This is a genomic window from Oceanobacillus sp. FSL K6-2867 (assembly GCF_037963145.1).
Taxonomy (GTDB): Bacteria; Bacillota; Bacilli; order Bacillales; family Amphibacillaceae; genus Oceanobacillus.
Window position 1 is genome coordinate 1,465,997 of sequence record NZ_CP150144.1, and the last position, 22,603, is coordinate 1,488,599.

Annotated in this window: 26 protein-coding genes and 1 other annotated feature; of the genes, 6 read left to right on the top strand and 20 right to left on the bottom strand. The window is 38.1% G+C overall.

Features of this window, described 5'->3' with window-relative positions; genetic code table 11:
- Positions 1-91: 91 nt before the first annotated feature.
- Together NSQ77_RS07195 and NSQ77_RS07200 are read right to left on the bottom strand one after the other, a co-directional pair.
- A complete protein-coding gene (locus NSQ77_RS07195; protein WP_339229903.1) occupies positions 92-1,447 on the bottom strand; it encodes a HAMP domain-containing sensor histidine kinase in 1,356 nt (451 codons plus the stop codon).
- Positions 1,448-1,449: 2 nt separating this feature from the next.
- Entirely contained in the window at positions 1,450-2,136 is a 687-nt protein-coding gene (locus NSQ77_RS07200; protein WP_339229904.1) for a response regulator transcription factor, read from the bottom strand.
- Between the two features lie 211 nt (positions 2,137-2,347).
- Here NSQ77_RS07200 and NSQ77_RS07205 point away from each other — a divergent pair, with 211 nt between their 5' ends.
- Positions 2,348-3,652: a S1C family serine protease gene (locus tag NSQ77_RS07205; protein WP_339229905.1), complete on the top strand. Its 1,305-nt coding sequence runs from the start codon at positions 2,348-2,350 to the stop codon at positions 3,650-3,652.
- Between the two features lie 266 nt (positions 3,653-3,918).
- A complete protein-coding gene (locus tag NSQ77_RS07210; RefSeq protein ID WP_339229907.1) occupies positions 3,919-4,689 on the top strand; it encodes a zinc ribbon domain-containing protein in 771 nt (256 codons plus the stop codon).
- A gap of 52 nt (positions 4,690-4,741) precedes the next feature.
- Here NSQ77_RS07210 and NSQ77_RS07215 read toward each other — a convergent pair whose 3' ends face one another.
- Positions 4,742-5,401: a TraR/DksA C4-type zinc finger protein gene (locus NSQ77_RS07215; RefSeq protein WP_339229909.1), complete on the bottom strand. Its 660-nt coding sequence runs from the start codon at positions 5,399-5,401 to the stop codon at positions 4,742-4,744.
- A gap of 219 nt (positions 5,402-5,620) precedes the next feature.
- Here NSQ77_RS07215 and NSQ77_RS07220 point away from each other — a divergent pair, with 219 nt between their 5' ends.
- Positions 5,621-6,499 (top strand): NAD(P)-dependent oxidoreductase, encoded by an 879-nt coding sequence (locus tag NSQ77_RS07220; protein ID WP_339229911.1) that lies wholly within the window; start codon positions 5,621-5,623, stop codon positions 6,497-6,499.
- Positions 6,500-6,588: 89 nt separating this feature from the next.
- Here NSQ77_RS07220 and NSQ77_RS07225 read toward each other — a convergent pair whose 3' ends face one another.
- The 6 genes from NSQ77_RS07225 to NSQ77_RS07250 form a co-directional block, all read right to left on the bottom strand.
- A complete protein-coding gene (locus tag NSQ77_RS07225) occupies positions 6,589-6,882 on the bottom strand; it encodes a hypothetical protein (RefSeq protein WP_339229913.1) in 294 nt (97 codons plus the stop codon).
- A 1-nt stretch (position 6,883) separates the two neighbouring features.
- The gene (locus NSQ77_RS07230) at positions 6,884-7,564 is read right to left on the bottom strand and encodes a class I SAM-dependent methyltransferase (RefSeq protein WP_339229914.1); all 681 of its coding nucleotides are present in this window, start codon (positions 7,562-7,564) and stop codon (positions 6,884-6,886) included.
- A 92-nt stretch (positions 7,565-7,656) separates the two neighbouring features.
- The gene (locus NSQ77_RS07235) at positions 7,657-7,854 is read right to left on the bottom strand and encodes a cold shock domain-containing protein (protein WP_067726342.1); all 198 of its coding nucleotides are present in this window, start codon (positions 7,852-7,854) and stop codon (positions 7,657-7,659) included.
- Between the two features lie 427 nt (positions 7,855-8,281).
- Positions 8,282-8,713: a spore coat protein gene (locus tag NSQ77_RS07240; RefSeq protein WP_339229917.1), complete on the bottom strand. Its 432-nt coding sequence runs from the start codon at positions 8,711-8,713 to the stop codon at positions 8,282-8,284.
- Positions 8,714-8,743: 30 nt separating this feature from the next.
- Positions 8,744-9,295 (bottom strand): spore coat protein, encoded by a 552-nt coding sequence (locus NSQ77_RS07245; protein ID WP_339229919.1) that lies wholly within the window; start codon positions 9,293-9,295, stop codon positions 8,744-8,746.
- A gap of 122 nt (positions 9,296-9,417) precedes the next feature.
- Positions 9,418-9,624, bottom strand: a complete 207-nt coding sequence (locus tag NSQ77_RS07250; protein WP_339229920.1) for a spore coat protein — start codon at positions 9,622-9,624, stop codon at positions 9,418-9,420.
- A 250-nt stretch (positions 9,625-9,874) separates the two neighbouring features.
- Between NSQ77_RS07250 and NSQ77_RS07255 the strand changes: the two genes are divergently transcribed.
- On the top strand, positions 9,875-10,846 hold the full coding sequence (locus NSQ77_RS07255) for a rhodanese-related sulfurtransferase (RefSeq protein WP_339229922.1): 972 nt from the start codon (positions 9,875-9,877) through the stop codon (positions 10,844-10,846).
- Between the two features lie 72 nt (positions 10,847-10,918).
- Here the strand turns inward: NSQ77_RS07255 and NSQ77_RS07260 are convergent, their stop codons facing one another.
- Positions 10,919-11,623 carry a hypothetical protein gene (locus NSQ77_RS07260; RefSeq protein ID WP_339229923.1) on the bottom strand — a complete coding sequence of 235 codons (705 nt, stop codon included), beginning with the start codon at positions 11,621-11,623 and terminating at the stop codon, positions 10,919-10,921.
- The gene (locus NSQ77_RS07265) at positions 11,620-12,732 is read right to left on the bottom strand and encodes a dipeptide epimerase (protein ID WP_339229925.1); all 1,113 of its coding nucleotides are present in this window, start codon (positions 12,730-12,732) and stop codon (positions 11,620-11,622) included. Before NSQ77_RS07265 ends, NSQ77_RS07260 begins: the two co-directional genes overlap by 4 nt.
- Positions 12,733-12,821: 89 nt before the next feature.
- On the opposite strand from NSQ77_RS07265, the gene NSQ77_RS07270 reads away from it, so the two are divergent.
- On the top strand, positions 12,822-13,295 hold the full coding sequence (locus NSQ77_RS07270; RefSeq protein ID WP_339229926.1) for a glutathione peroxidase: 474 nt from the start codon (positions 12,822-12,824) through the stop codon (positions 13,293-13,295).
- A 54-nt stretch (positions 13,296-13,349) separates the two neighbouring features.
- Here NSQ77_RS07270 and NSQ77_RS07275 read toward each other — a convergent pair whose 3' ends face one another.
- From NSQ77_RS07275 to NSQ77_RS07315, 9 genes are all read right to left on the bottom strand, one after another.
- Complete coding sequence (locus NSQ77_RS07275; protein ID WP_339229928.1) at positions 13,350-14,072, bottom strand: amino acid ABC transporter ATP-binding protein; 723 nt, start codon at positions 14,070-14,072, stop codon at positions 13,350-13,352.
- Positions 14,065-14,724, bottom strand: coding sequence for an amino acid ABC transporter permease (locus NSQ77_RS07280; protein WP_339229930.1), 660 nt, complete (start codon positions 14,722-14,724; stop codon positions 14,065-14,067). The genes NSQ77_RS07275 and NSQ77_RS07280 overlap by 8 nt, the downstream gene beginning before the upstream one ends.
- Before the next feature lie 21 nt (positions 14,725-14,745).
- Positions 14,746-15,537 (bottom strand): ABC transporter substrate-binding protein, encoded by a 792-nt coding sequence (locus tag NSQ77_RS07285; RefSeq protein ID WP_339229931.1) that lies wholly within the window; start codon positions 15,535-15,537, stop codon positions 14,746-14,748.
- Between the two features lie 15 nt (positions 15,538-15,552).
- Complete coding sequence (locus NSQ77_RS07290; RefSeq protein WP_339229933.1) at positions 15,553-16,722, bottom strand: M20 family metallopeptidase; 1,170 nt, start codon at positions 16,720-16,722, stop codon at positions 15,553-15,555.
- Between the two features lie 438 nt (positions 16,723-17,160).
- A complete protein-coding gene (proS, locus tag NSQ77_RS07295; RefSeq protein WP_339229935.1) occupies positions 17,161-18,600 on the bottom strand; it encodes a proline--tRNA ligase in 1,440 nt (479 codons plus the stop codon).
- A 72-nt stretch (positions 18,601-18,672) separates the two neighbouring features.
- Positions 18,673-18,894, bottom strand: a binding site (T-box leader).
- 37 nt (positions 18,895-18,931) lie between these two features.
- Positions 18,932-19,474: a GNAT family N-acetyltransferase gene (locus tag NSQ77_RS07300; protein WP_339229937.1), complete on the bottom strand. Its 543-nt coding sequence runs from the start codon at positions 19,472-19,474 to the stop codon at positions 18,932-18,934.
- Between the two features lie 118 nt (positions 19,475-19,592).
- Complete coding sequence (gene thiD / locus NSQ77_RS07305; protein WP_339229939.1) at positions 19,593-20,429, bottom strand: bifunctional hydroxymethylpyrimidine kinase/phosphomethylpyrimidine kinase; 837 nt, start codon at positions 20,427-20,429, stop codon at positions 19,593-19,595.
- A gap of 23 nt (positions 20,430-20,452) precedes the next feature.
- Complete coding sequence (locus tag NSQ77_RS07310; protein WP_339229941.1) at positions 20,453-20,938, bottom strand: DUF456 domain-containing protein; 486 nt, start codon at positions 20,936-20,938, stop codon at positions 20,453-20,455.
- Between the two features lie 24 nt (positions 20,939-20,962).
- Positions 20,963-21,586, bottom strand: coding sequence for a glycerol-3-phosphate acyltransferase (locus tag NSQ77_RS07315; protein ID WP_339229943.1), 624 nt, complete (start codon positions 21,584-21,586; stop codon positions 20,963-20,965).
- A 232-nt stretch (positions 21,587-21,818) separates the two neighbouring features.
- Between NSQ77_RS07315 and NSQ77_RS07320 the strand changes: the two genes are divergently transcribed.
- A complete protein-coding gene (locus NSQ77_RS07320; RefSeq protein ID WP_339229945.1) occupies positions 21,819-22,388 on the top strand; it encodes a M15 family metallopeptidase in 570 nt (189 codons plus the stop codon).
- The last annotated feature ends 215 nt before the right edge of the window (positions 22,389-22,603 follow it).

Below are 22,603 nucleotides of genomic sequence, written 5' to 3' on the forward strand. Positions count from 1 at the left end.
TAGAAAATTATATCATATTATTTTCATTTGAACAGCTTTTTTTACAATTTCTTTAAAAACTGTTCTCTATTAATGTCAATTTTTGCAAGCATTAGCCTTTATCCATGCCTTTCCTTTCTTGAAATAGACGAATCTCAAACTTCGCACCACCAAGTTCTGATTTTCCTGCTGCAATTTTTCCGTTTGACTGCTCCACAATTGCACGAGCAATTGCTAATCCTAAACCAGTTTCCCCATCTTTTCCTTTAACAAACCGGTGAAAGATTTGTTCTGCTTGCTCTTCCTCAATTCCGTCTCCATCATCTTCAATTAAAATTGCAACCTGATGTTTTTTCTGAACAACTCGTATCGACACTTCTGACCTCGCATGACGTATCCCGTTAAAGACGATATTCAGTAGAGCTCTCAATAATTTTTCCTCATCGGCAACAATTTCAATATTTTCATCCACATGATAGTGCAAATGTATTCCTTTTTCATTGATCAAAGGAATAACACGATCAACAACTTGCGCTATTAATAATTCTGCTTCTATGGTAACTGGATTATAAGAGGATGGTTCACTGTCCAGCTTCGCTAATAAAATCATTTCATTAATAATTTCTTTTAAGCGTTTAACCTCCGTGACCATAACCTCCAGCCCTTTTTCCTGATCTTTATCCTTAAAGATTCCATCCTTAATCCCTTCCGCATAGCCTTGGATTGTCATCAGCGGTGTCTTCAATTCATGGCTGGCATTTTGAAAAAAGGTTTGCTGTGAATTCATATATCTCTCCAGTTCTCTGGCCATATCATACACACTTTGCTCTACTTCCTTAATTTCCCCAGTTGCCTTCACACGATTCATCTCATTAAACTGACGCTTTTCGATTTTCTTCAACTCGCCTTTTAATTGAGTAAGTGGAGTTACAAGCTTATTTGTCATAAAATAACTAAGTAAAACAGCAGCCGCAGCTCCAATTAAGAAAACGAGAAATAAGCGAATAAAAAAGCTTTGCTGTACAACTGTCAGATCGTCCATCGGTGTAAGCAAAATTAATTCCAGTCCCGAAATCTCAGGATAAAATAAAATTCTTGATGTGACAAATCGCTCATTTCCATACTCCCACAGCGTTTGGTTGGCAGCTGAGAAGTTATTCGCTTCAAAAAAATCACTGACAACCGATGCCGACATGGTGGACATTAGAACAGCATCTTGATTTCGGTCATATAGAAAAAGCTGCAAATCCTGCTCCTGCAAAAATTCATTAAACTGCCTGTAATCACCAACTGTTTCAAACTGTTCGTTAAGAAAGCTGACTAAAAGCTCTCCCGTTTCCTTTAATTGCCTTTGCTCATCTTGGATTAGCAAATCAAGAATCAGTGAGTAGATTACATAGCTGGCAGCTGTCATAATAACAAGCAGCAACGTTGTAAAAGCCACATTTAGCTGTGATTGAAGTTTCATCATTACTCCTCTTCTTTACGCAGACGATATCCATAACCCCACACTGTTTCTAATGGGATATTGTCCATTTTTTTACGAATTCTTTTCACTAAATCATCTACAGCACGATCGCTGCCGAAATAATCGTTTCCCCAAATCTTTAGTAATAATTCTTCCCTGGAAAATGCCCGGTTCGGATTTTCAGCAAATAGTAGCAGCATATCGTATTCTTTGGATGTTACTTCATATTCCTCTCCTTGGAAGAAGATTCGGCGATCTTCTCTGTAAATTAAAAGATGATCGACCTTCAAGCGATCTGTTTCCTCTTCTTGGAGATTCTGCTTTGGCAGTGTTCTGCGGAAAAGCCGCTTTACTCTTGCAACAAGCTCTCTGGGACTGAAAGGTTTGGTTAAATAATCATCACCACCGAGCTCAAGTCCAAGAATTTTATCGATTTCATCATCTTTTGCGGAAATGATGATAATTGGCACATCACTTTTCGTACGAAGTTTTTTACAGAATTCATAACCATCCATTCCTGGCAGCATAATATCGAGAATCCACATATCTGGGGGATCATTTTCCCACAGCTCCCAGCCCTTTTCTGCAGAATCCATAATCGTTACTTCATAGCCTTCTTTCTTCAAATAGGCCGATACAATATTTTGGATGTTCGCATCATCTTCAACAAGTCCAATATGATAGTTCATCGTTATGTCACCTTTTTCGATTAATAATAGGTTGTTCAAAAAACAGGTAAATAGCAACTTATTCTAGTTCTATTTTTACATAAACCGTCCATTCTTTACACCAATATGTGTCATTACACAATTTTTCCACAATTATCCCAAATAGTTCCCAACTTGAATCTATATAATAAAACTATATACAAAAAGTATAACAAGCAAAGGAGGACATAAAATGGATAATAATAATAATGATTTTTACGATAAAGACGAACATGATTCCAATACCTTTGATCATACAGATGTGCAAAAGGAGCAGACAGAAGAAACAAATGAAAATGAGCACACATACAAGTCCGAAAAAAAAGAACCGACCTCCAATAAAAAGAGAATCTTTAGCGGACTAGGCAGTGGACTCGTCGGTGGAATTGTTTCAGCAGCTATTGTTGCTCTCTTGTTTACAAATAATATGATTCCAATAAACCAAGCTGAAACGGATAACACTGAAACAGCTGAAGAGGTTTCAACACCGAACATTGTCGAAACACTGTCTTCAGAGGAGGCAGATGTCTCGACAAATATAAGCGAGGTCTCTGAAGCAGTAGTCGGTGTCGTTAACATGCAGCAGGGAAATGTTTGGGAAGGTAGTCAGGAGGCTGGGACTGGATCTGGAATTATTTATAAAAAGGAAAATGGAAAAGCATACATCGTAACAAACCAGCATGTTGTAGCAAATGCTAAAGAGGTTGAAATTGTATTAAATGATGATAAGCGAATACCAGCAACTGTACTTGGCGGTGATACGCTAACCGACTTAGCAGTATTAGAAGTTGATGGCGCATCGATTGACAAGGTCGCAAACTTCGGCACATCCGAAGATTTGGCAGTGGGAGAAACAGTGCTCGCAATCGGAAACCCATTAGGTCTTGACTTTGCAAACACTGTTACAAAAGGAATTATTAGCGGGTTAAATCGTACTGTCGAGGTTGATACAAACAGTGACGGCCAAGCAGATTGGGTAACGGAAGTACTGCAAACAGATGCAGCAATTAATCCTGGTAATAGTGGTGGGGCGCTAGTGAACTCGGATGGCGAAGTTATTGGGATCAACTCCATGAAAATCGCCCAAAGCTCGGTAGAAGGGATTGGTTTTGCCATCCCAGTTAATGCCGCACTTCCTATCATGGAACAGCTTGAAACAGATGGAGAAATATCACGTCCGTTAATCGGGATAAGTACTGCATCACTGAATCAGGTACCACCGCAATATCGATATGAGATCAACCTTCCAGAAGATGTTGAGGGTGGTATGGTTGTCGCTGATGTACAAAACGGTTCTCCAGCAGACACAGCTGGTTTACAGCAGTTTGATGTGATAACAAAGATTAATGGTCAGGAAGTAACCTCCATTCTTGAATTACGTAAATACTTATACTCTGAAACGAATGTCGGCGATGATATAAAAATTGAATATATTCGTGACGGAGAACATCAAACAACAAATCTTAAGCTAGTTGAACAAACTCAAAAAAGTGAATAAGTATTATCATGAGCCTGCCTTAAACACATCAATTTAGGGCAGGCTCATATTTTATTTATTAGCAGCCAGTCAAATAAATCACGGCTAATGAAACCAAAGTCGCCCTCTTTTCGTACATATATCATAATCCGTTGAATAGGAATCATATAGTTGCTTTTGATTTCATTCTTACGTAAACTCATTCTGAACAAGGAATTTAGCAGAATGATGTCGAAAGTAGATTGTATAACTAATCTGCCAACCAAATTTAGAAAGGAAGTGTATTAATGGTCTGTCCATCTTGTAAAGAGGAAACAGAATCAGGGAAATTTTGTACGAACTGTGGCGCATCATTAGCAAATGAGGAGGTTGCGGCAACTTCAGATTCTAACCCAAACCTTACAGCGGAAGTAATAGCTGCTGAAACAAAACAGCCTGCCACAACGGAAAACCAATCGACCAACGAAGCATTGGAAAAAGGAAAGCAAGTAGCGGGGAACTTCGGAAACTTCTTCATGACATTATTAAAAAATCCTAGCCATGCAAAGAAAATTGATGGTAAGGAATGGATTTCTGGAACTATCACAATTGCACTTTTTATTTTACTATTCTCTATTAGCACCTTTATCACATTAAATAACAGTTATTTTGGCACGACGTTTGTAGAAGGTTTCCTAGCGCCATTTTTAAGATTATTAATTTTATTCGCAGTTATTATTGCTTTGACTTTTGGTGGTTTAAAGCTAGCTGCTCTCAAAGCAACAATTACAACTACTGTCGCTAAAGCGGGTGCTTATCTTGTTCCTTTCCTAACCATTGCTGTATTAGGTGTATTACTTGCCTTTATCGAGCTTCCATTTGCTGGAACTCTGATTTTAATCAGTTTAATCGCTCCAATTTTGCTTATTCCAACATTTATTATACTTGAACAGCCTGTTAACGGTTTTGATTCTATTTATGTATTAATTGGAATTTATATTGTTGGTATGCTTATCGCTGGTTATCTTGTTCAACAAATGATTTTCGCATTTGTAGGTAATATAACGGACTTGTTCTAAATTACAATTGATTGAAGGGAAGACTCCTGGCCCATATACAGGAGTCTTTTATTTATTCCTCATGTTTGTTATGATTTGGTGCGACACCAGTATATTTCCCATGAATATCTGCTGCAATGTAATTTTCTAAGTCTTCAACATATCCTACGTTTTCATCACTGTTTGGAAACATATCATTATAATGCTCTTTATCACCATAGAAATCAGATGGTGATTCGGATGTTCCATAGCGGCTAACCTCCTGCCATGCATCTTCTGCATCATAGCCAACCTGCTCCTCATCTGTTACTTCGTCCGGATTTATATTTGGACTGAATACTTCTTCTTCAACTGGACGTCCACGATTAAACACTTTGGATTTTGCATGTTCTATACATGTATCTGTTGTTGGGACTGCAGCTAAACGCTCGTAAGGAATATCTGCACCGCATATTTTGCATATGCCGTATGTCCCTTCTTCTAACGCGTGTAATGCTTCATTAATTTCTTCTAATTCTTTTTCAGCATGTTCATTGAGTGCTAAATCCTTCCCACGTTCAAATAGTTCAGTTCCTGTATCACCTGGATGATTATCATAATTCGACAATTCACCAGATGCTTCTTGGGCAAATTCATATTTCATCCCAAAATGGTCCTGGACTTGTTTGATCAGCTCCGATTGCCGGGTTGTTAATGCTTCTTTGAATTTGGATAGTTGCTCTTTACGGCTCATTGCTATCCCCCTCCATCAATATGTTTATTGCTAACTATACTATGTGTAAATGAAGCATATTGATTCTTTAATAGCGCTCCCAAATCATGTCAATCCCGGGAATCTCCTCCTTCACAATGTTTTTTATTTGTTGTTTATAATTTCCATCCAGTGAAAAAGGATTCAAGCAAGAATTGTCGAATACTTATAAATAGAATGGATTATAAGGAGAGACTAGTTATGCTGACTAAAGAGAAGACGATAGGGTTCATCGGAACTGGTGTTATGGGAAAAAGCATGGCAAGAAACCTGCATCAGGATGGATATAAAATTAACGTCTACACACGTACAAAGAAAAAGGCGAATGATTTATTGGAGCTTGGCGCTTCCTGGAAAAGCTCCACAGCAGAGCTTGCTGCAGCATCGGATGTCATTATTACAATGGTTGGGTATCCAATTGATGTAGAAGAGGTATATTTTGGCGAAGCTGGTATTTTGGAAAATGCTAAAGCTGGAAGCTTTGTAATCGATATGACAACCTCCAAACCATCATTAGCGAAAACCATTTATCAAAAGGCAAAAGAAAGGAACATACATGCATTAGATGCCCCTGTTTCTGGTGGAGATGTGGGCGCGAGAAATGGCAGGTTATCTATTATGGTTGGCGGAGAGGAAGAGGCCTTTTCAGCACTCCTTCCATTATTTGACGTAATTGGTAAGAATATTATGCGACAAGGTGAAGCAGGAGCTGGCCAGTATACGAAGATGGTGAATCAAATAACGATTGCCAGTACAATGATCGGTGTTTGCGAAGCCATTGTATATGCAAAAAAGGCAGGACTTGATCCGGAGCGTGTATTGGAGAATATCTCATCTGGTGCTGCAGGAAGTTTTTCACTTTCCGTACTTGGCCCACGTATGCTCGCAGGCGACTTTTCCCCCGGATTTTACATTAAGCATTTCATTAAAGATATGACGATTGCACTTGAATCTGCAGAAGAACTTGGACTAGAGACTCCAGGATTATCCTTAGCATTGAAGCTATACAAGGAGCTTGCAGTAAACGGCGAGGAAGATAGCGGAACACAGGCATTGATTAAATGGTTTGAAGCACAGTGATAAGATTCAATTCTTAAAGACAGATATCACAAAAGCGTTATTTCAGGGAATTTGACTCACACACTTGCTGGATGAAAAGCGGGAATTAATCAGTTATCCCGCTTTTCAATTTGTTCTTGTACTATAAAAGCTAAATCATCATTTCCAAATAACTGAAGCACATCTAATACGGTTTGATCCGTAATTTCAGCTGATTCTTCGGCTGTAACTGTCCCCTCTATGACCTCTAATAAAGCGTTGTTTTTCAGCTGGCCTGGGTATGCCTTTTCATAGAGCTTAACTGGGTCCAGTTCATTATTAATACACCACTGCGCATAAATCAATATCATCATTTTTTCATCGCTTTGATAGTTCTCAATAACTTGTTTATCTTTTTCATTCATTTTACACACCTGCATTTCTCAACATAAAAATCCACATAAAAGAAAGTGATTGCTTTAATTTTAACGGAAGATCATAATAATGTCGTTCCTCAACCCCCGCTTTATAAACACCATAGCTGTCAACATCTTCGAATGACAGTTCGGAAGCAAGCTTGCTAAATTCCCATGGCATCATCGTGTTGCAAATTGCCTTTTGCCCAAGCAAACGTGGATAACTATTTGCTCGCGGGCCAGCTGTCGGACCAAGAATACCAACACAGATTATCCCATTTTTGTTTACAACGCGCTTCATTTCCCGTAAAGCATGAAAAGGATCTTGGACCCATTCCAGTACATTGATCGCCAATACTCCATCAAAATGCTCTTCTGCAAATGGAAGCTTGTTTACATCACCTTGCAAAAAGCAGATATCGTCCTCCCTGGATTTTGCAAGCCGAATCATTTCCGGTGATAAATCTACACCAGTTACTTCATAGCCGCTCTTGGATAGTTTAAATGATCCATACCCATCCCCACAGCCAATATCAAGCAGCTTACTGCTTTCATTTAAATAATTTTTCATAAATGGAAGTATATCTTTTCTGCTTCCAGTATCCCACATATTACGGCTTCGTTTATTCCAGAAAACAGCTCGTTTATCCCACTCGGTTTCCGCTTCGGATTTCCAATTAAATGTTGCCATCTTAATCTCCTTCCAATATTATATAGGTAATACGGTAACCAAAAAAAGACTTATCCCTTAAAAGAGACAAGTCTTTATTATAATTATATTGATTATAGACGAGTAACGTTAGCAGCCTGAGGTCCGCGGTTACCTTCTACGATTTCAAACTCAACTTCCTGACCTTCTTCAAGCGTTTTGAATCCTTCAGCTTGAATAGCTGAGAAATGTACGAATACATCGTCCCCATCTTCACGCTCGATAAAACCAAAACCTTTTTCAGCATTAAACCATTTTACTTTACCAGTCATTTGATTGACCTCCCTATACAATATCGTGCAAAGTAATTGAATCATAAATACTTTTACACCATCTTGAATAAGAGATCGTAAAGTATTATTCAAACTCCAATTTCCTTTTGCTATCTTAACTTTAACCTCTTTCCAGTAAAAATGCAAGCGTTTTTAAATTAATTTATGACTAAAACTAATTGAATTTTTAAAACACCATTTAAAAGTGTTTAAATTGAAGGTCCTTTAAAAGCAGATAGAAAAGGGAGAAAATCTGCTATATATAATTTATAAATCCTCTTAAATAGACAGGCCAAGGATTCATCCATATGATTAGAGACCTAAACAAAAAACGGCAAAACAAAGCGGGAGAGAATTTGTCCGCGAACGGAAATCTATTCCTCCCTAACAACTCTGTTTATGCACTAGAGGGACTCAAGCGATCTTTCTAAAGTATATCTAAGCTTATAACGATAGCAATAAGGATCTGTAACAATAGTTGAATATTAATTGTTATATCGATGTCTGTTGTAGTAATCTGGACATGTTTTGAACAATCTACCACTGTTTTTTGGCGATTGCTCTGTCTCGTTCTAGAAACCTGTCTGAAGTCTTGCAAGACATCCTTCGCCCGTTCTGAATCCCCAATTGTTATACTAAGGACTACTGCGATTGCTGCCTGTATACCAAGTTGCAGGGAAACCGCAGCTTGCGTATCTGTTGTCGTAACATGAACATCCTCAGAGTTTTTAATAATGATCCATTCATCTGAAACTTGCTTTACTGTATCATGCTGTACAGCTTCTTGTTCAACGTCTGCATTATTATTGTTATGATTATCACAGTGATCTAAAGCTCGCCATTCTTTATGCCTTGTCATTCTATACACCTCTTTTCATTCCTGTTTTATTTAGAAAATATCTACAATAACTACCAGAGCTAACAGTAATTGCAGCAATAACTGTATATTAATTGCTAGATCTGTGTCCGTCGTTGTAACCGTTGCATCTTTTGTATTATAAATATAGATTTTTTGCCGATTGGATTGAGTCATATCAAACTGCTGCATTAGCTCTTGAGATATTCCTTCACTTCGATCAGAGTCCCCGATTGTAATTCTAAGCACTAAAGCGATTGCTAGTTGTAGTCCAGCTTGCAAAGAGACCCCCGCCTGGGTATCTGTGGTATTAATCTCGATATTACAGGATTCTTTTACCCAAATAAGCTCGGCTGACTCCTGTTCCATAAATGCAAATTCGCCACCGTCTTGGGAAACCGTTGCATCGTCATTATTAAAAAAGTTGTCATCAAATCTTGATTCATTTCTGGACTCATTTCTGCATCTGCCGTTACAATTATTTTCACATCCACAGTTGCGATGTTCTTCAGCTTCTGCATAAAAATGATGTTGGCCGTTATTACTATAGTCTTCAGTATCTCTTGACCTTCTATAAACTGCCATTTTGACACTCCTTTCTTCTGGTTATAAGATAATTTATGGTTTTTACAACTAGAAGATTGTATAGATGTACTAGTATCCTTATAAATAAAGAAAACACCTATATATAGGTGTTTTCTTCAAAATTACTCATCTGTTTGCTGCGTATTTTTTTTATTGAATTGATCTACTTGTGTTTTTAAATCTTCTACCATTTCTTTTAACATTTGCTTCTGCTCATCCGATAAGTTTTTCTTTAATTCTTCTGGTTTAATGCCATTTTTCCTGAAAATACTATCGACCATTAGATCAACCACTTTTTCCGGTATTCTTCTCTTCGATTCATCACTCACTAACTTCACCCTCTTCCATTCAAATATATTTTATAGTATGGAATTTAACTAAGTATTGACTATGCTGTTGTCTATGGCAGGCTGTGAGTGTTCTGACAGAAGGGTACATTGGGTATTACAATGTTATATAAAGAGGCATTATTGAAAAACTGTTTTACTCATGATAAAATAATTCCTTGCAAGATAAAAAGAGAATATCGACTACCAACCATTTATATCTTGCAAATATGAATGAACAGGTGGTAATGAAATGGAAAGCAATCAAAATTATCGGGTTTTATTGTACTATAACTATGTGCATATCGACGATCCAGAAAGCTTTGCAGCTGAACATCTCAAGTTTTGTAAAGAACTTGAATTAAAAGGCCGCATCTTAGTAGCTAAGGAAGGTATCAATGGTACCGTTTCTGGAACAGTTGAACAAACAAACAAATACATGGAAGCAATGCAACATGACCCACGCTTTGCAGACATGGTATTTAAAATTGATGCACATGATGGACATGCGTTTAAGAAGATGCATGTACGTCCACGTAAAGAATTAGTTACACTTCGTTTAGAAGATGATATTAATCCACTTAAAACAACAGGAAAATATTTAAGTCCAAAAGAGTTTAAACAAGCTTTATTGGATGAAGATACTGTTGTGTTGGATGCACGTAATGACTATGAATTCGATCTTGGTCATTTTCGCGGTGCAATTCGTCCAGACATTAAAACATTCCGCGACCTGCCAAAATGGGTACGTGAAAATAAAGACATGCTAGAGGGCAAAAAGGTTTTAACATACTGCACAGGTGGTATTCGCTGTGAGAAATTCTCCGGCTGGCTTGTTGAAGAAGGCTTTGAAGATGTTGGTCAATTACACGGCGGAATTGTTACCTATGGGAAAGATCCAGAAGTACAAGGGGATCTATGGGATGGACAATTATACGTATTTGACGAGCGTATCTCTGTACCTGTAAATCGAAAAGAACACGTTGTAGTCGGCGTTGATTATTTCGATGGTGAACCATGCGAACGTTATGTAAACTGTGCAAATCCTGAATGCAATAAACAAATCCTTTGCTCTGAAGAGAATGAACATAAACATTTACGCGGATGCTCCCACACTTGTCGTGTAACCTCACGTAATCTTTACGTGAAGGAACACAATCTTTCTGTAGAAGAAGTGGAAGCACGTTTAGCACTTCTTGGTGAAAGTTTGAAGCAAGAAGCGTAATTATTATAATTGAAAAGGCTGTTTCACTAAATATTTTAGTTCGACAGCCTTTTTTAAACCCTATTTTTTCACTTAATCATGTACTGTTTTTTCAAATCTTACATAGACCTTATTTTCTGCTTCCCTTATCGATACCCCATAATAGCCTGATTTTAATACTTCCTGCTGTTTTGCAATGTTATCCATCGTTACCTCTACATATTCCTCTGATTGATGTTCTGTCTCCTTTGATGCTAAGTCTTTCATAAATACATAACGAAGCTTGCCATTGTATTTCTCTTTAAGAACAGCAATTTTCATTCCTAAAGCAAATTTATCCTTTAAGCTAGGAAAATTAAAAGGTGCAACTGTTGATAATAGATAGCGATAATGATTTTGGTCAACATTACGCAGTAGCAGCTTGCCCATATATGTCTGCAGCCCATTTCCTCGAAACGCAGGATCAACATTTGAGATTTCGGAATACATAATGCGCTGAAAATCTTCTTGTCTGAGACCGACATCCGCACCTAATCCCTCATCATCATTTTCAGGGGCAAGCATCGCACGAAATGCTATTAGGTTATTCTCTACAAAAACACCGATCATCATTTGCTTATCCTCTAGAATATTCGTAAATTCATCCGTGGTAAGCGGTTCTAACACATCAGAGTGTGGGAGAGTTTTTACGACTTTCTTTTGTAATTCCATGATTATCGGTAAATCTCCAACACGTAAATACCTGGCATAAAAATTTCCTCCATTTCGGAGTTCCCCTGTTGCTATTCGTTCACTCATCGACTAATCCTTTCTGAATGTATGGTTAACTCTTGTAAAATTGCTTCGTCTATATCAATTCCAAGTCCTGGTTTTTCATTTAATTGGATAAACGGTACCTCGTACTTCAAATTACCGACATCTTTTGCAAATTTTAAAGGACCTGTTAATTCAACACTCGTTATTATTTTTTTCGAAAAGGCTACATGAAATCCAGCCGCTGATCCGACAGATGACTCGACCATTGAACCAACCTGACACGTTATTCCTGCCATTTCAGCCATATGTGCCAGTTTATTCGCTGGGTAGATACCGCCACATTTCATGAGTTTAATGTTTACTTTATCTGCTGCACGCTTTGCGATAATATCTCGCATATCTTTCATACCTTGTAAGCCTTCATCAATCATCATTGGAATCGATGACTTTGTTTTTACTTCTTTCATTGCATCGATATCATCTCCAAGCACTGGTTGCTCTAGCCAGTCAATCGATAAATCCTTTAGCTTTTCCAACGCTTGTAATGTTTGAGAGCTTGTTTGCCAACCTTGATTGACATCAACACGAAGGGCAATATCCTCACCTACACGATCACGAATACTGCGAATTCGCTTCACATCCTCAGCTACTTCTGTACCAACTTTAATTTTAAAGGAACGATAGCCTTGTTCAACTCGTTCAGCCGCTTCTTCCGCCATTTCTTCCGGAGTGCCAATACTTAGCACATGGGTAATTGGGAATTTATCATGGTAACGCCCACCTAAAAGTGTATAAACCGGAACACCTAACGATTTTGCAGCAGCATCATGACAAGCGATATCAATTGCAGCTTTTGCTGTTGGAACTCCTTTAACTAATTTGTCCATCTTATCATGGATTCGTTCCATATGTAATGGATTTTCCCCGATAACTGCTGGAGCTAATTTTGTTCGCAGCAACGCATACGTACTATCCCATGTTTCTCCAGTAATATGCTCATCAAACACACTTTCTCCGTAACCGACGATTCCAGTATCTGTCGTTAGCTTCACAATAATAGAAGGCATGGAGTCATACCTTTCATAGCTAATAATAAACGGCTGGATAAGTGGGAGCTGAATCGCAAAGATTTCAATTTCAGTGATTTTCATTGTACGCTTCCTTTCTATTTTTAGTAGTTTAGTTTATTGACTAATAGCTGCCTACTTGCTATTCTTCTTAGCAAAGGGAGGCTTTTGATATGACTGTTTTCAATTATAATGCAAAAACAATCCAAGGTGATGAGAAATCACTTGCTGAATATAGCGGGAATGTATTACTTATCGTTAATACCGCAAGCGAGTGTGGCTTCACGCCTCAATTTCAGGAGCTGCAAGAGTTATATGAAAAATACAATACAAAAGGGGTCGAAATTCTTGGTTTCCCCTGTAATCAATTCGGTGAACAAGATCCTGGTACAGATACAGAAATTGCCCAATTTTGCGAGAAAAACTATGGTGTTACTTTCCCAATGTTTAGCAAGGTCGATGTAAAAGGGGAAAACGCTCACCCGCTATTTTCTTATCTTACTTCGGAAAAAAAAGGCCTCTTAACAGAACAAATCAAATGGAATTTCACTAAATTTCTCATCGATAAGGATGGGCAAGTCGTTGATCGATTTGCTCCACAGAAAAAACCAGCAGCATTGGAAAAGCAAATCGAAGCGTTGCTGTAAGATTACAAACAAAAGCTCCCTCCGACAGAATACGAAGGGGGCTTCCTATCTTTTTTATAATACTTTGTCTAAAAAATCCTTTGCACGGTTTGTTTTCGGGTTTGTGAAGAATTCCTTTGGGTCTCCTTCTTCCATCAAAACACCGCCATCAAGAAACAATACTTTGTCCGCGACTTCCTTCGCAAAGTTCATCTCATGTGTAACAATGACCATTGTCATCCCAGTTGTAGCCAAATCCTTCATAACATCAAGCACTTCTTTTACCATTTCCGGGTCAAGTGCAGATGTCGGCTCATCAAAAAGCATAATTTCTGGTTCCATCGCAAGTGCTCTCGCAATCGCAACCCGCTGCTTTTGTCCGCCTGATAAACGATTAGGGTAGGCGTCTTCCTTATCCGTTAATCCAACTTTTGCAAGTAACTCTTTTCCGAGTCTTTTTGCTTCTTGTTTTGAGAGGTTTTTTACTTTTTGCGGTGCATACGTCACATTTTCCAAAACCGTCATATGCGGAAACAAATGAAAGTGCTGAAACACCATCCCAATATTTTTTCGTATTTTTAATTTATCCACTTTACCCGCTGTAATATTTAAGTCATTTATATGAATTTCACCTGATGTTGGCTGCTCCAAAAGATTCAAACATCGTAAAAACGTAGATTTACCAGACCCGGATGGTCCAATAACAGCAACAACTTCACCATGCTTTATCGTTGTAGAGATACCTTTTAGAACTTCATTTTTTCCAAATGTTTTAGATAAATTCGATGTATTAATCACTCTGTCTCATCCTCCGTTCTACAAGTCCACCAATTTTCGTGAGAATGAATACCATTACCCAATAAATTAGTCCAGCAAATAAAAGCGGCTCAAAATTACGATAAATATCTGCACCGACAATTTGTGCTCGGCGCATTAAATCTAAATAACCAATTGTAGAAACGATAGCTGATTCCTTTGTTAATGTAATAAACTCATTCATCAATGCAGGAAGAATATTTTTAAAAGCCTGTGGCAGGATAATATTCAGCATCATGGATTTATATGGAACCCCAAGCGCTTCTGCCGCTTCTGTTTGCCCCTTATCAACCGCCATAATTCCAGCACGAATAATTTCAGATACATATGCAGCTGAGTTCAGACCAAATGCAAGCACCGCTGAAACAAATGCCGTTATATCAATTCCTGTCAGCTGTGGCACTGCAAAATAGATAATCATTAATTGCAAAATAAGCGGTGTCCCTCTAAAAATAGACGTATACGCATCTGCAATCCATTTTAATACAGGTACCTTTGTAATTTTGCAGATTGCTAATAATGTACCAAGAATAAATCCTACAATAATCGATATACTTACAAACTGTAATGTTGCCCCTATTCCTTTCATTATAAAAGGAATATAAGGCACGATTTGGTTAAAGTCCAAATTCATGCCTACCACCTCAATTCCCTGCTATTCTGATTCTGTTAACCATTTTTCCTGTAATTCTTCAATTTTCCCATTGGACTGAAGTTCTTCCAGTACCGTATTAACTTCTTCCACTAATTCGCTATCTTTCGGGAATGCAATTGCCATTCCAGGAGATACGGTTGTTGGATCATCAAAGCCAACAAATCCTTGTGATTCAATATAACCTGTCGCTACTTCTTTATCCATATACATTACATCAAGACGATTCGAATTCATTTCTTGCACTAAGATCCCTGCTGTATCCACTTTTTTCACTTCAAAGCCATATTCTTTACTCAATTCATCGGCACCCTCTTCTTGAATGGTTCCAAGCTGAACGCCTACCGTTTTCCCTTTTAAATCTTCCAAGCTTTCTACTGGTGCATCTTTCTTCGTTACAAACATTTCGCCAGAACGATTATATTCGGTAGAAAAATCAACATTTTTTCTTCTATCCTCTGTTGCACTCATTCCCGCCATAACCATATCCACACGTCCAGCTTGCAGAGCACCAACCAGACCATCAAAATTCATATCTTCAATCTTTAGCTCATAGCCTAATTCATCGGCAATTAATTGTGCTAGTTCAATATCAAATCCAATAAAATTACCTTCTGTATCATAGGATTCAAATGGCGGGAAGTCTGCTGATGTTGCCATCGTTAGTACTTCCTTATTTCCTGTATCGTCTGAACCTGTATTATTTTCATTTCCATTTTCTGTTTCACTTGTTCCACATGCCGCCAATAGAGCAATAATTGCTGCTGCCAAGAATAGCTTTAATGAAAATTTCATGTGATTACCCCTTTATTATTTTTTATTTTTTGTTTTTTTAAATTCCTTTTGTATTGCTTCCAGTAATTCACAATCTGTTAATACATCATAGCCTGTCATTGCTAATGATAGTGCGCCATCACGAAGGGCTTGATGTCCAGCTTCTGTTATAGTGGTATCAGCAAACTCCTTTGTATGCGGAACGAGTTCTGATGCATTCATGCCAATATAAGGATGGATTGCTGGAACAACCTGGCTTACATTCCCCATATCAATCGAACCATATGTCTCCTTTGGTGGAAAAACAGTTTGATTACTCGTTTGCTTCAAGTTTTTCGTGTATGTGTCAGATAGTGCCTGATTTGTGATCATATTGTCATAGCTTAATTCATAGTTAGATATTTCGACTGAAGCACCCGTCATACTTGCTGCACCCTCTGCAATATGTTTTACCTTTTCAACAACTTCATTCAAATAATCACGGCTTTTTGCTCGGACATAAAACTGCGCTGTCGCTTTGTCCGGAACAACGTTTGCCGCCAGGCCACCTTCTGAAATAATTCCATGAATTCGTACATCTGAAGTGACATGCTGGCGAAGTGCGTTTATCCCATTAAATAATTGAATCACACTATCCAGTGCATTAATCCCCTGCTCTGGAGAAGCTGCTGCATGTGATGATTTTCCAAAATATCTGAATTGGATGGCATCCATTGCGAGTGATTCTCCACTCTCATGAGAGGTCCCTCCAGGGTGAACAATCATCGCTGCATCAATATCATCAAATGTACCTTGCTCACTCATAGGTACTTTGGCTCCGTTTGTTTCTTCTGCCGGTGTCCCAAGCACAACTACACTTCCACCTGTCTCATGGATAAGTTTACTTAGTGCAGCTGCAGCACCAGCGCTCATCGTTCCGATTAAATTATGACCACAGCCATGACCAACACCGGGTAATGCATCATATTCTGCTAAATATGCAATTTTGGGGCCTGGTTTTCCACTATTAAATTCTGCTTTAAATGCTGTCTCTCTTCCCGCTATATTTGTTTTTATTTCAAATTGATGTTCTTTTAAAAATGCAACTAGCTTTTGCATCGACTGATATTCTTGGTCTCCAAGCTCTGGATGTTCATATAAATAATCACTGATATCACATAGCTGCTGTTTAATTCCTTCTATTTCTTTCGTTAATTGCTGCTTCATTATTTCCTCCACGAAATGTATATTTATTAGTTTATATGTATATTTATAGCATAAATATACTAGATTGCCAATAGCTTATTATAAAAATAAATAGAGGCAGTATTTTCAAATTAATCGATTAATTCATTTGTTAAAGCGGGTTGCTGATAGATTTGAGAAATGGATTACTAAGGATAAGATTTCTTGTATTTGTGATTATCTCATATGGAGTGGCGTGCGAGATGTATGAATATGCGATTTTGCGAGCAGGGATTATGTAAATGTGTGCATCTAGCTTGTTTATGCCATATTCACAGATTCACGATATAAATTATCGAATCTGTGATTCATAACTTTAGCATGCTGGGCTTTTCCTCGTTTATGCTCACTTTTTTGATTATGCTTTTTATCTAAAAAAGCGAGCATTGATTTTAAACAATGCTCGCTTCTTAAGATTTATTAATATGCTTTAGCCCAAATAACTAATTCCTTGGCTTCTTCGCCACAGCATACACATGTGTCTGCAACCTTTTCTTGCTCGAATGGAATACAGCGTGATGTTGCTGTTGTATCTTCTTTGATTTTTTCTTCACATTTAACATCGCCACACCACATCGCTTTAATGAATCCGCCTTTTTCTTCCAATGTTTGCTTAAAGCTATCCATATCTGTTGCAATGGTAGTCATTTCATTGCGATGGGCTAATGCTTTGTCATATAAATTTTGTTGTACTTCTTCCAATAACGCTGGTAAACGGTCTTCCAGCTCAGTTAGTGCTACAAACTCTTTCTCACCTGTATCACGGCGTGCAAGCACAACTTGATCTTTTTCAATATCTTTTGGTCCCATTTCAATACGAACAGGGATACCTTTCATTTCATATTCATTGAATTTCCAGCCTGGCATTTTGTCGCTCGCATCAATATCGACACGCACAATATCTTTTAATTGATCACGTAATGCGTATGCTTTTTCCAACACGCCTTCTTTATGCTGTGCGATTGGCACAATCATTGCTTGTGTTGGTGCAATACGTGGTGGTACGACTAAACCTCGATTATCACCGTGCACCATAATTAATGCACCCATGATTCGTGTTGAAAGTCCCCAAGATGTTTGGTGAACAAACTGGCTTTCTCCATTTTCATCTAGATACGTAATATCAAATGCTTCAGCAAATCCGGAACCAAAGTGATGAGAGGTTGCAGATTGTAATGCTTTCCCATCATGCATTAAACTTTCAATTGTTAATGTATATTTTGCCCCTGCAAATTTTTCCTTATCTGTTTTGCGTCCTTTGAGAACTGGGATTGCTAAATACTTTTCCACAAGCGATGCATAGACCTCTAACATGCGATTCGTTTCTTCTGATGCTTCTTCGTCTGTAGCATGCGCGGTATGACCTTCCTGCCAATGGAATTCAGATGAACGCAAGAATGGACGTGTTGTTTTTTCCCAGCGCACCACATTTGCCCATTGATTATAAAGCTTCGGCAGGTCACGGTATGAATGAATATTTTTAGAATAATAGTCACAGAACAGCACTTCTGATGTCGGGCGCACAGCAATTCGTTCCGTTAATTCATCGTCTCCGCCATGTGTTACCCAAGCAACTTCCGGTGCAAAACCTTCCACATGATCTTTCTCCTTTTGCAAAAGACTCTCAGGAATGAATAATGGAAAAGCAACATTTGAATGTCCGGTTTCTTTAAACTTACGGTCTAATTCATCTTTAATATTCTCCCAAATTGCATAGCCATATGGCTTAATAATCATCGTTCCACGCACTTGCCCATAATCAACTAATTCCGCTTGTTTTACAACATCGGTATACCATTGCGCGAAATCGTCTTCCATTGCAGTTACTTTCTCAACAAACTGCTTATTTTTTTTACCCAAACGTAACACCTCATTATGATAAATATTTTATAAGGTTATAGCCTCTTAAATACAAAAATTCCTCCATCCGAAAAAAGGGACCGAGGTTTGGTGGTACCACCCTTGTTTGCATGGGAAATCCCCTTGCACACTTCACTTGATAACGGTTATAAACCGCGCGCATCTTCTTGGCTATGCCTTTTTGACGGCGAACTCTGAGGCAGGTTCTAATTCTAGTCTAACGGAAATTCACACCAATCATTTCCTCTCTTAGAAAGACAAACAAATTATACTAGTCCTCATCAATGTTTCATGTATTTCATATTTAATATATAGGTATGAAATTATAAAGTCAAGGTTTACTGGTAATCAACTTTTCATAAAGAGAAAACTTGTCCTCTCCATTCGCTGCAGTACCCTTTAATTCAAAGCCAGCTCGTTGATAAAGTTGGTTCAAAGCTGGATTATCGGCTACACAGTCCAAACGAATCCTCCCATTTTCCAAGCGGATATTTAGAGCAATCCAATCGAGCAATTTTCTGCCAATCTGCTGTCTGCGATATGCTTGCGCTACTGCTAATCGATGAATATAAAAAGCATAGCCCTTAGCTTCTCCCCATAGCTCCATATCCCATTCATTTTGCACATCAGACAGATTCATCGTTGCAGCTAAACTTCCACGATTCTCAACGACATAGGTTGTACCAACTAAAATTCCTTGTTTAATCTCAGTCGTTTCTCCACCGTTTCGTAAATATTCCCATTGGGAAATACCTTTCACTTCTAACCAGCGAGCAGCACCTTGCAATAGCTGAATAACCGCTTCTGTATCTTCCACCGTTGCTTTCCTTACTTTATACTCTCCAAATGTATCCTCGTGAAATAACTTCTGCATTGGCTTTCCTGCCTCTCTTCAATAGCTTGTCCACGTTCATCTGCAGTACGTGTGCCACCTGCTGCAACAAAATCATTTATATAATCGACATTAATCCATACAAATTTTATTCCCCTATTCATGTTAATGTTTCGATTTTAATCGAATGTGCTTCACCAAATTTCCGTGATGCTGCATGATAGGTTGGACCTACAATATCTGTATAGGAAAAACCATGCTCTATTGCCGTTGTTACAAAGCTTTTTGCCTTACCAACTGCATCTGCTACGGCTTGTCCTTTTGTTAAATTCGCTGTAATCGCTGCAGAATACGTGCATCCGGCTCCACTTGTATTTACTGTATTAATTCGGGGTGCTGTAAAGGTTGTTAATGCAGTTCCATCATACAGCACATCAACTGCTGGTCCTTTTAGTCTTCCGCCTTTCACAAGGACATTTTTTGCCCCAAGCTGGTGTAAATCTACTGCAGCTTGTTTTAAATCATCAACTGTATTTAATTCTCTGCCACCTAAAAGTATCGATGCCTCTGGTACATTTGGCGTGATAATCGTGGCCATCGGTATCAATTGATGGATCAACGCCTCAATTGCATCGGCTTTTAATAATTTGGAATTCATTTTTCCAATCATTACAGGGTCAACAACGATTGTCTTAATTTCTTTTTCTTGAATTAGACGAGCAACCACCTCGATTACTTCTTTGGAAAATAACATCCCCGTTTTTACACCATCAGCGCCAACCTGTTTCATTGCGGTCGCAAACTGTGCTTCAATCGCTTCAATGGATTGAAGATGAACATTCTTATTCGTCTCCGGATGGCGCCCAACAATCGCGGTGATAATACTCATGCCATACGCGTCTAATTCTTCAAATGTTTTTAAATCCGCCTGTATCCCAGCACTCCCCCCTGCTGCAGATCCGGCAATTGTTATTACTCTTACTGGAAATTCCATCATTATACCTTTCTCCTAACTAGATTTTAAAACAACACTAATATAAAAAACCAAATAATCATAACGATTTGAATCACAACTTTTGCAATAGAGCCACCTAGAAATCCCAGCAGTGAACCAATGGATGCACGGAATGCTTCTTTAGTGGTTCTTTTTTGCACCATTTCAATAAGAAACACGGTTATAAAAGGGACATAAATAATCCCGAATGGTGGTGTAATAAATGAGCCAATAATTACTGCGATTGCGGCACCGCGTTCTCCGGATTTACTGCCACCGAATTTTTTTACAAAATAACTGTTTGCAATAATATCCGCCACAATTAGCAGCACAGTAAATACAACCATAACTATCCAGAAAATCAAATTCAGCTCTTCGCTGTTTAATACAAAGTGATACAGTAAAAATCCACCCCATAGCACGAGTACAGATGGTACGATTGGGAAAATAATTCCTGCAAAGCTTAGGATAAATAAAACTGAAATAACAATCCAAATTAGAATATCTAACATAATTGCCTCCATTTATTAACTCATTTAAGAGACTTTTTTACGAATCATACTCGATAGTTTTGTCTCTTCCTTTCTAATAATACGTTTATAATTCTCCATATGTTTCATAATACTCAAGACAGAAAGCAAAATAACAATCCATGTTGGTTCAAGTCCAAAAAACAGGTATGTCGTAACAAGAAAAGAGAGATACATGCAAAGGACGCCAATTACGAGATAGTCGGTTGCGAATGTAAAGACAAGTAATATTCCTATCCCAATGAGTGCTATTTTCCAATCAATTGCAATAAGCGCACCGACTAGTGATGCAGTCCCTTTCCCACCACTGAACTTCATTGTGACCGGATAATTATGTCCAATAATCACAAAAAATACGGTTGTATAGATTAATAGATATTTCCAATCTCCTGTAATTCCATGCTCCGTTATAATAAATAACATAAGTAAAATAGCTAATGTGGCTTTAAAAATATCAATAAGCGCTACGAGAACACCATATTTCCACCCTAATATAATTGTCGTATTTGAAGCCCCAGCATTTTTAACACCACTGTTTTTAATATCTACGTTCTTCATTTTACCGACTAACTGTGATCCGTGAAGACATCCAAACAGGTAGCCAATAACCCCGGCAATCAAAAAATACATATGCATTCCCCTTTCATTCAAGATGGAGATTGTAGACTAATTTCACTAAGCATGTTATAAAAGCAACTCTATTATAACAAATTGTAGCCGCAGTTCTGTTTAATCTATTTATTAAATTTTATGTTATTGGTGCAGAAGTTAAGTTATGGTAAAATAAACTATTCATTCGCCTTAAATTGAGCATCGGCATTTCGTTGCAAATGCCGATGCTCGAAAGGAAGTTTTATAAAAAATGAAGCGATGGAGCACAACATTTGTATCTTGGATTATTATTATCCTTTTTCTAGTTCTTTTATTTTATGTTTATAATAAATGGAATGGTGAACATCATTTATATATTGATGAAGAGGCACCACTGCCGGACGGATTACATCCGCTCGTTGAGGAAAACCAGAATAAGCTTATTGAAATTGCTGCATCACAAGGGATTGAGGTCATTATTACCCAAGGATTCCGCACATTCGAACAACAGGATACCCTTTATGAACAAGGCAGAACAACTCCTGGCAATATTGTAACAAATGCAAAAGGCGGACAATCCTATCATAATTATGGCCTGGCAATTGATTATGCATTACGAAATATAAATGGAGATATTATCTGGGACATTCATTATGATGGGAATAACAATGGCAGATCCGATTGGTTTGAGGTTGCTGATATGGCAAAAGATTTAGGATTTGAATGGGGCGGGGATTGGAATAATTTCAAGGATTATCCACACTTGCAAATGAGCTTTGATTTGAGTCTTGGCCAATTACAAAGAGGAATGCGTCCGCCTAATAATGGGACAGACAACTAAGCTGATTTAACTTTGCAGGCAGAGCTTCTATATAAAGATAAAACAGAAAGGGATTTTCAACTTCACCCAACTTGAAGAGACTGGGGCAAAAGTATTTCTATCTAAAAAATCCGAACATTAATGGTCCAAACATCCTACTCTGGAAATATACTTCGCGCATCCAGAGGCGGATGGCGGCCCCCTACTGCTAAGTTTGTGCACTGTTTTTCTTTAAT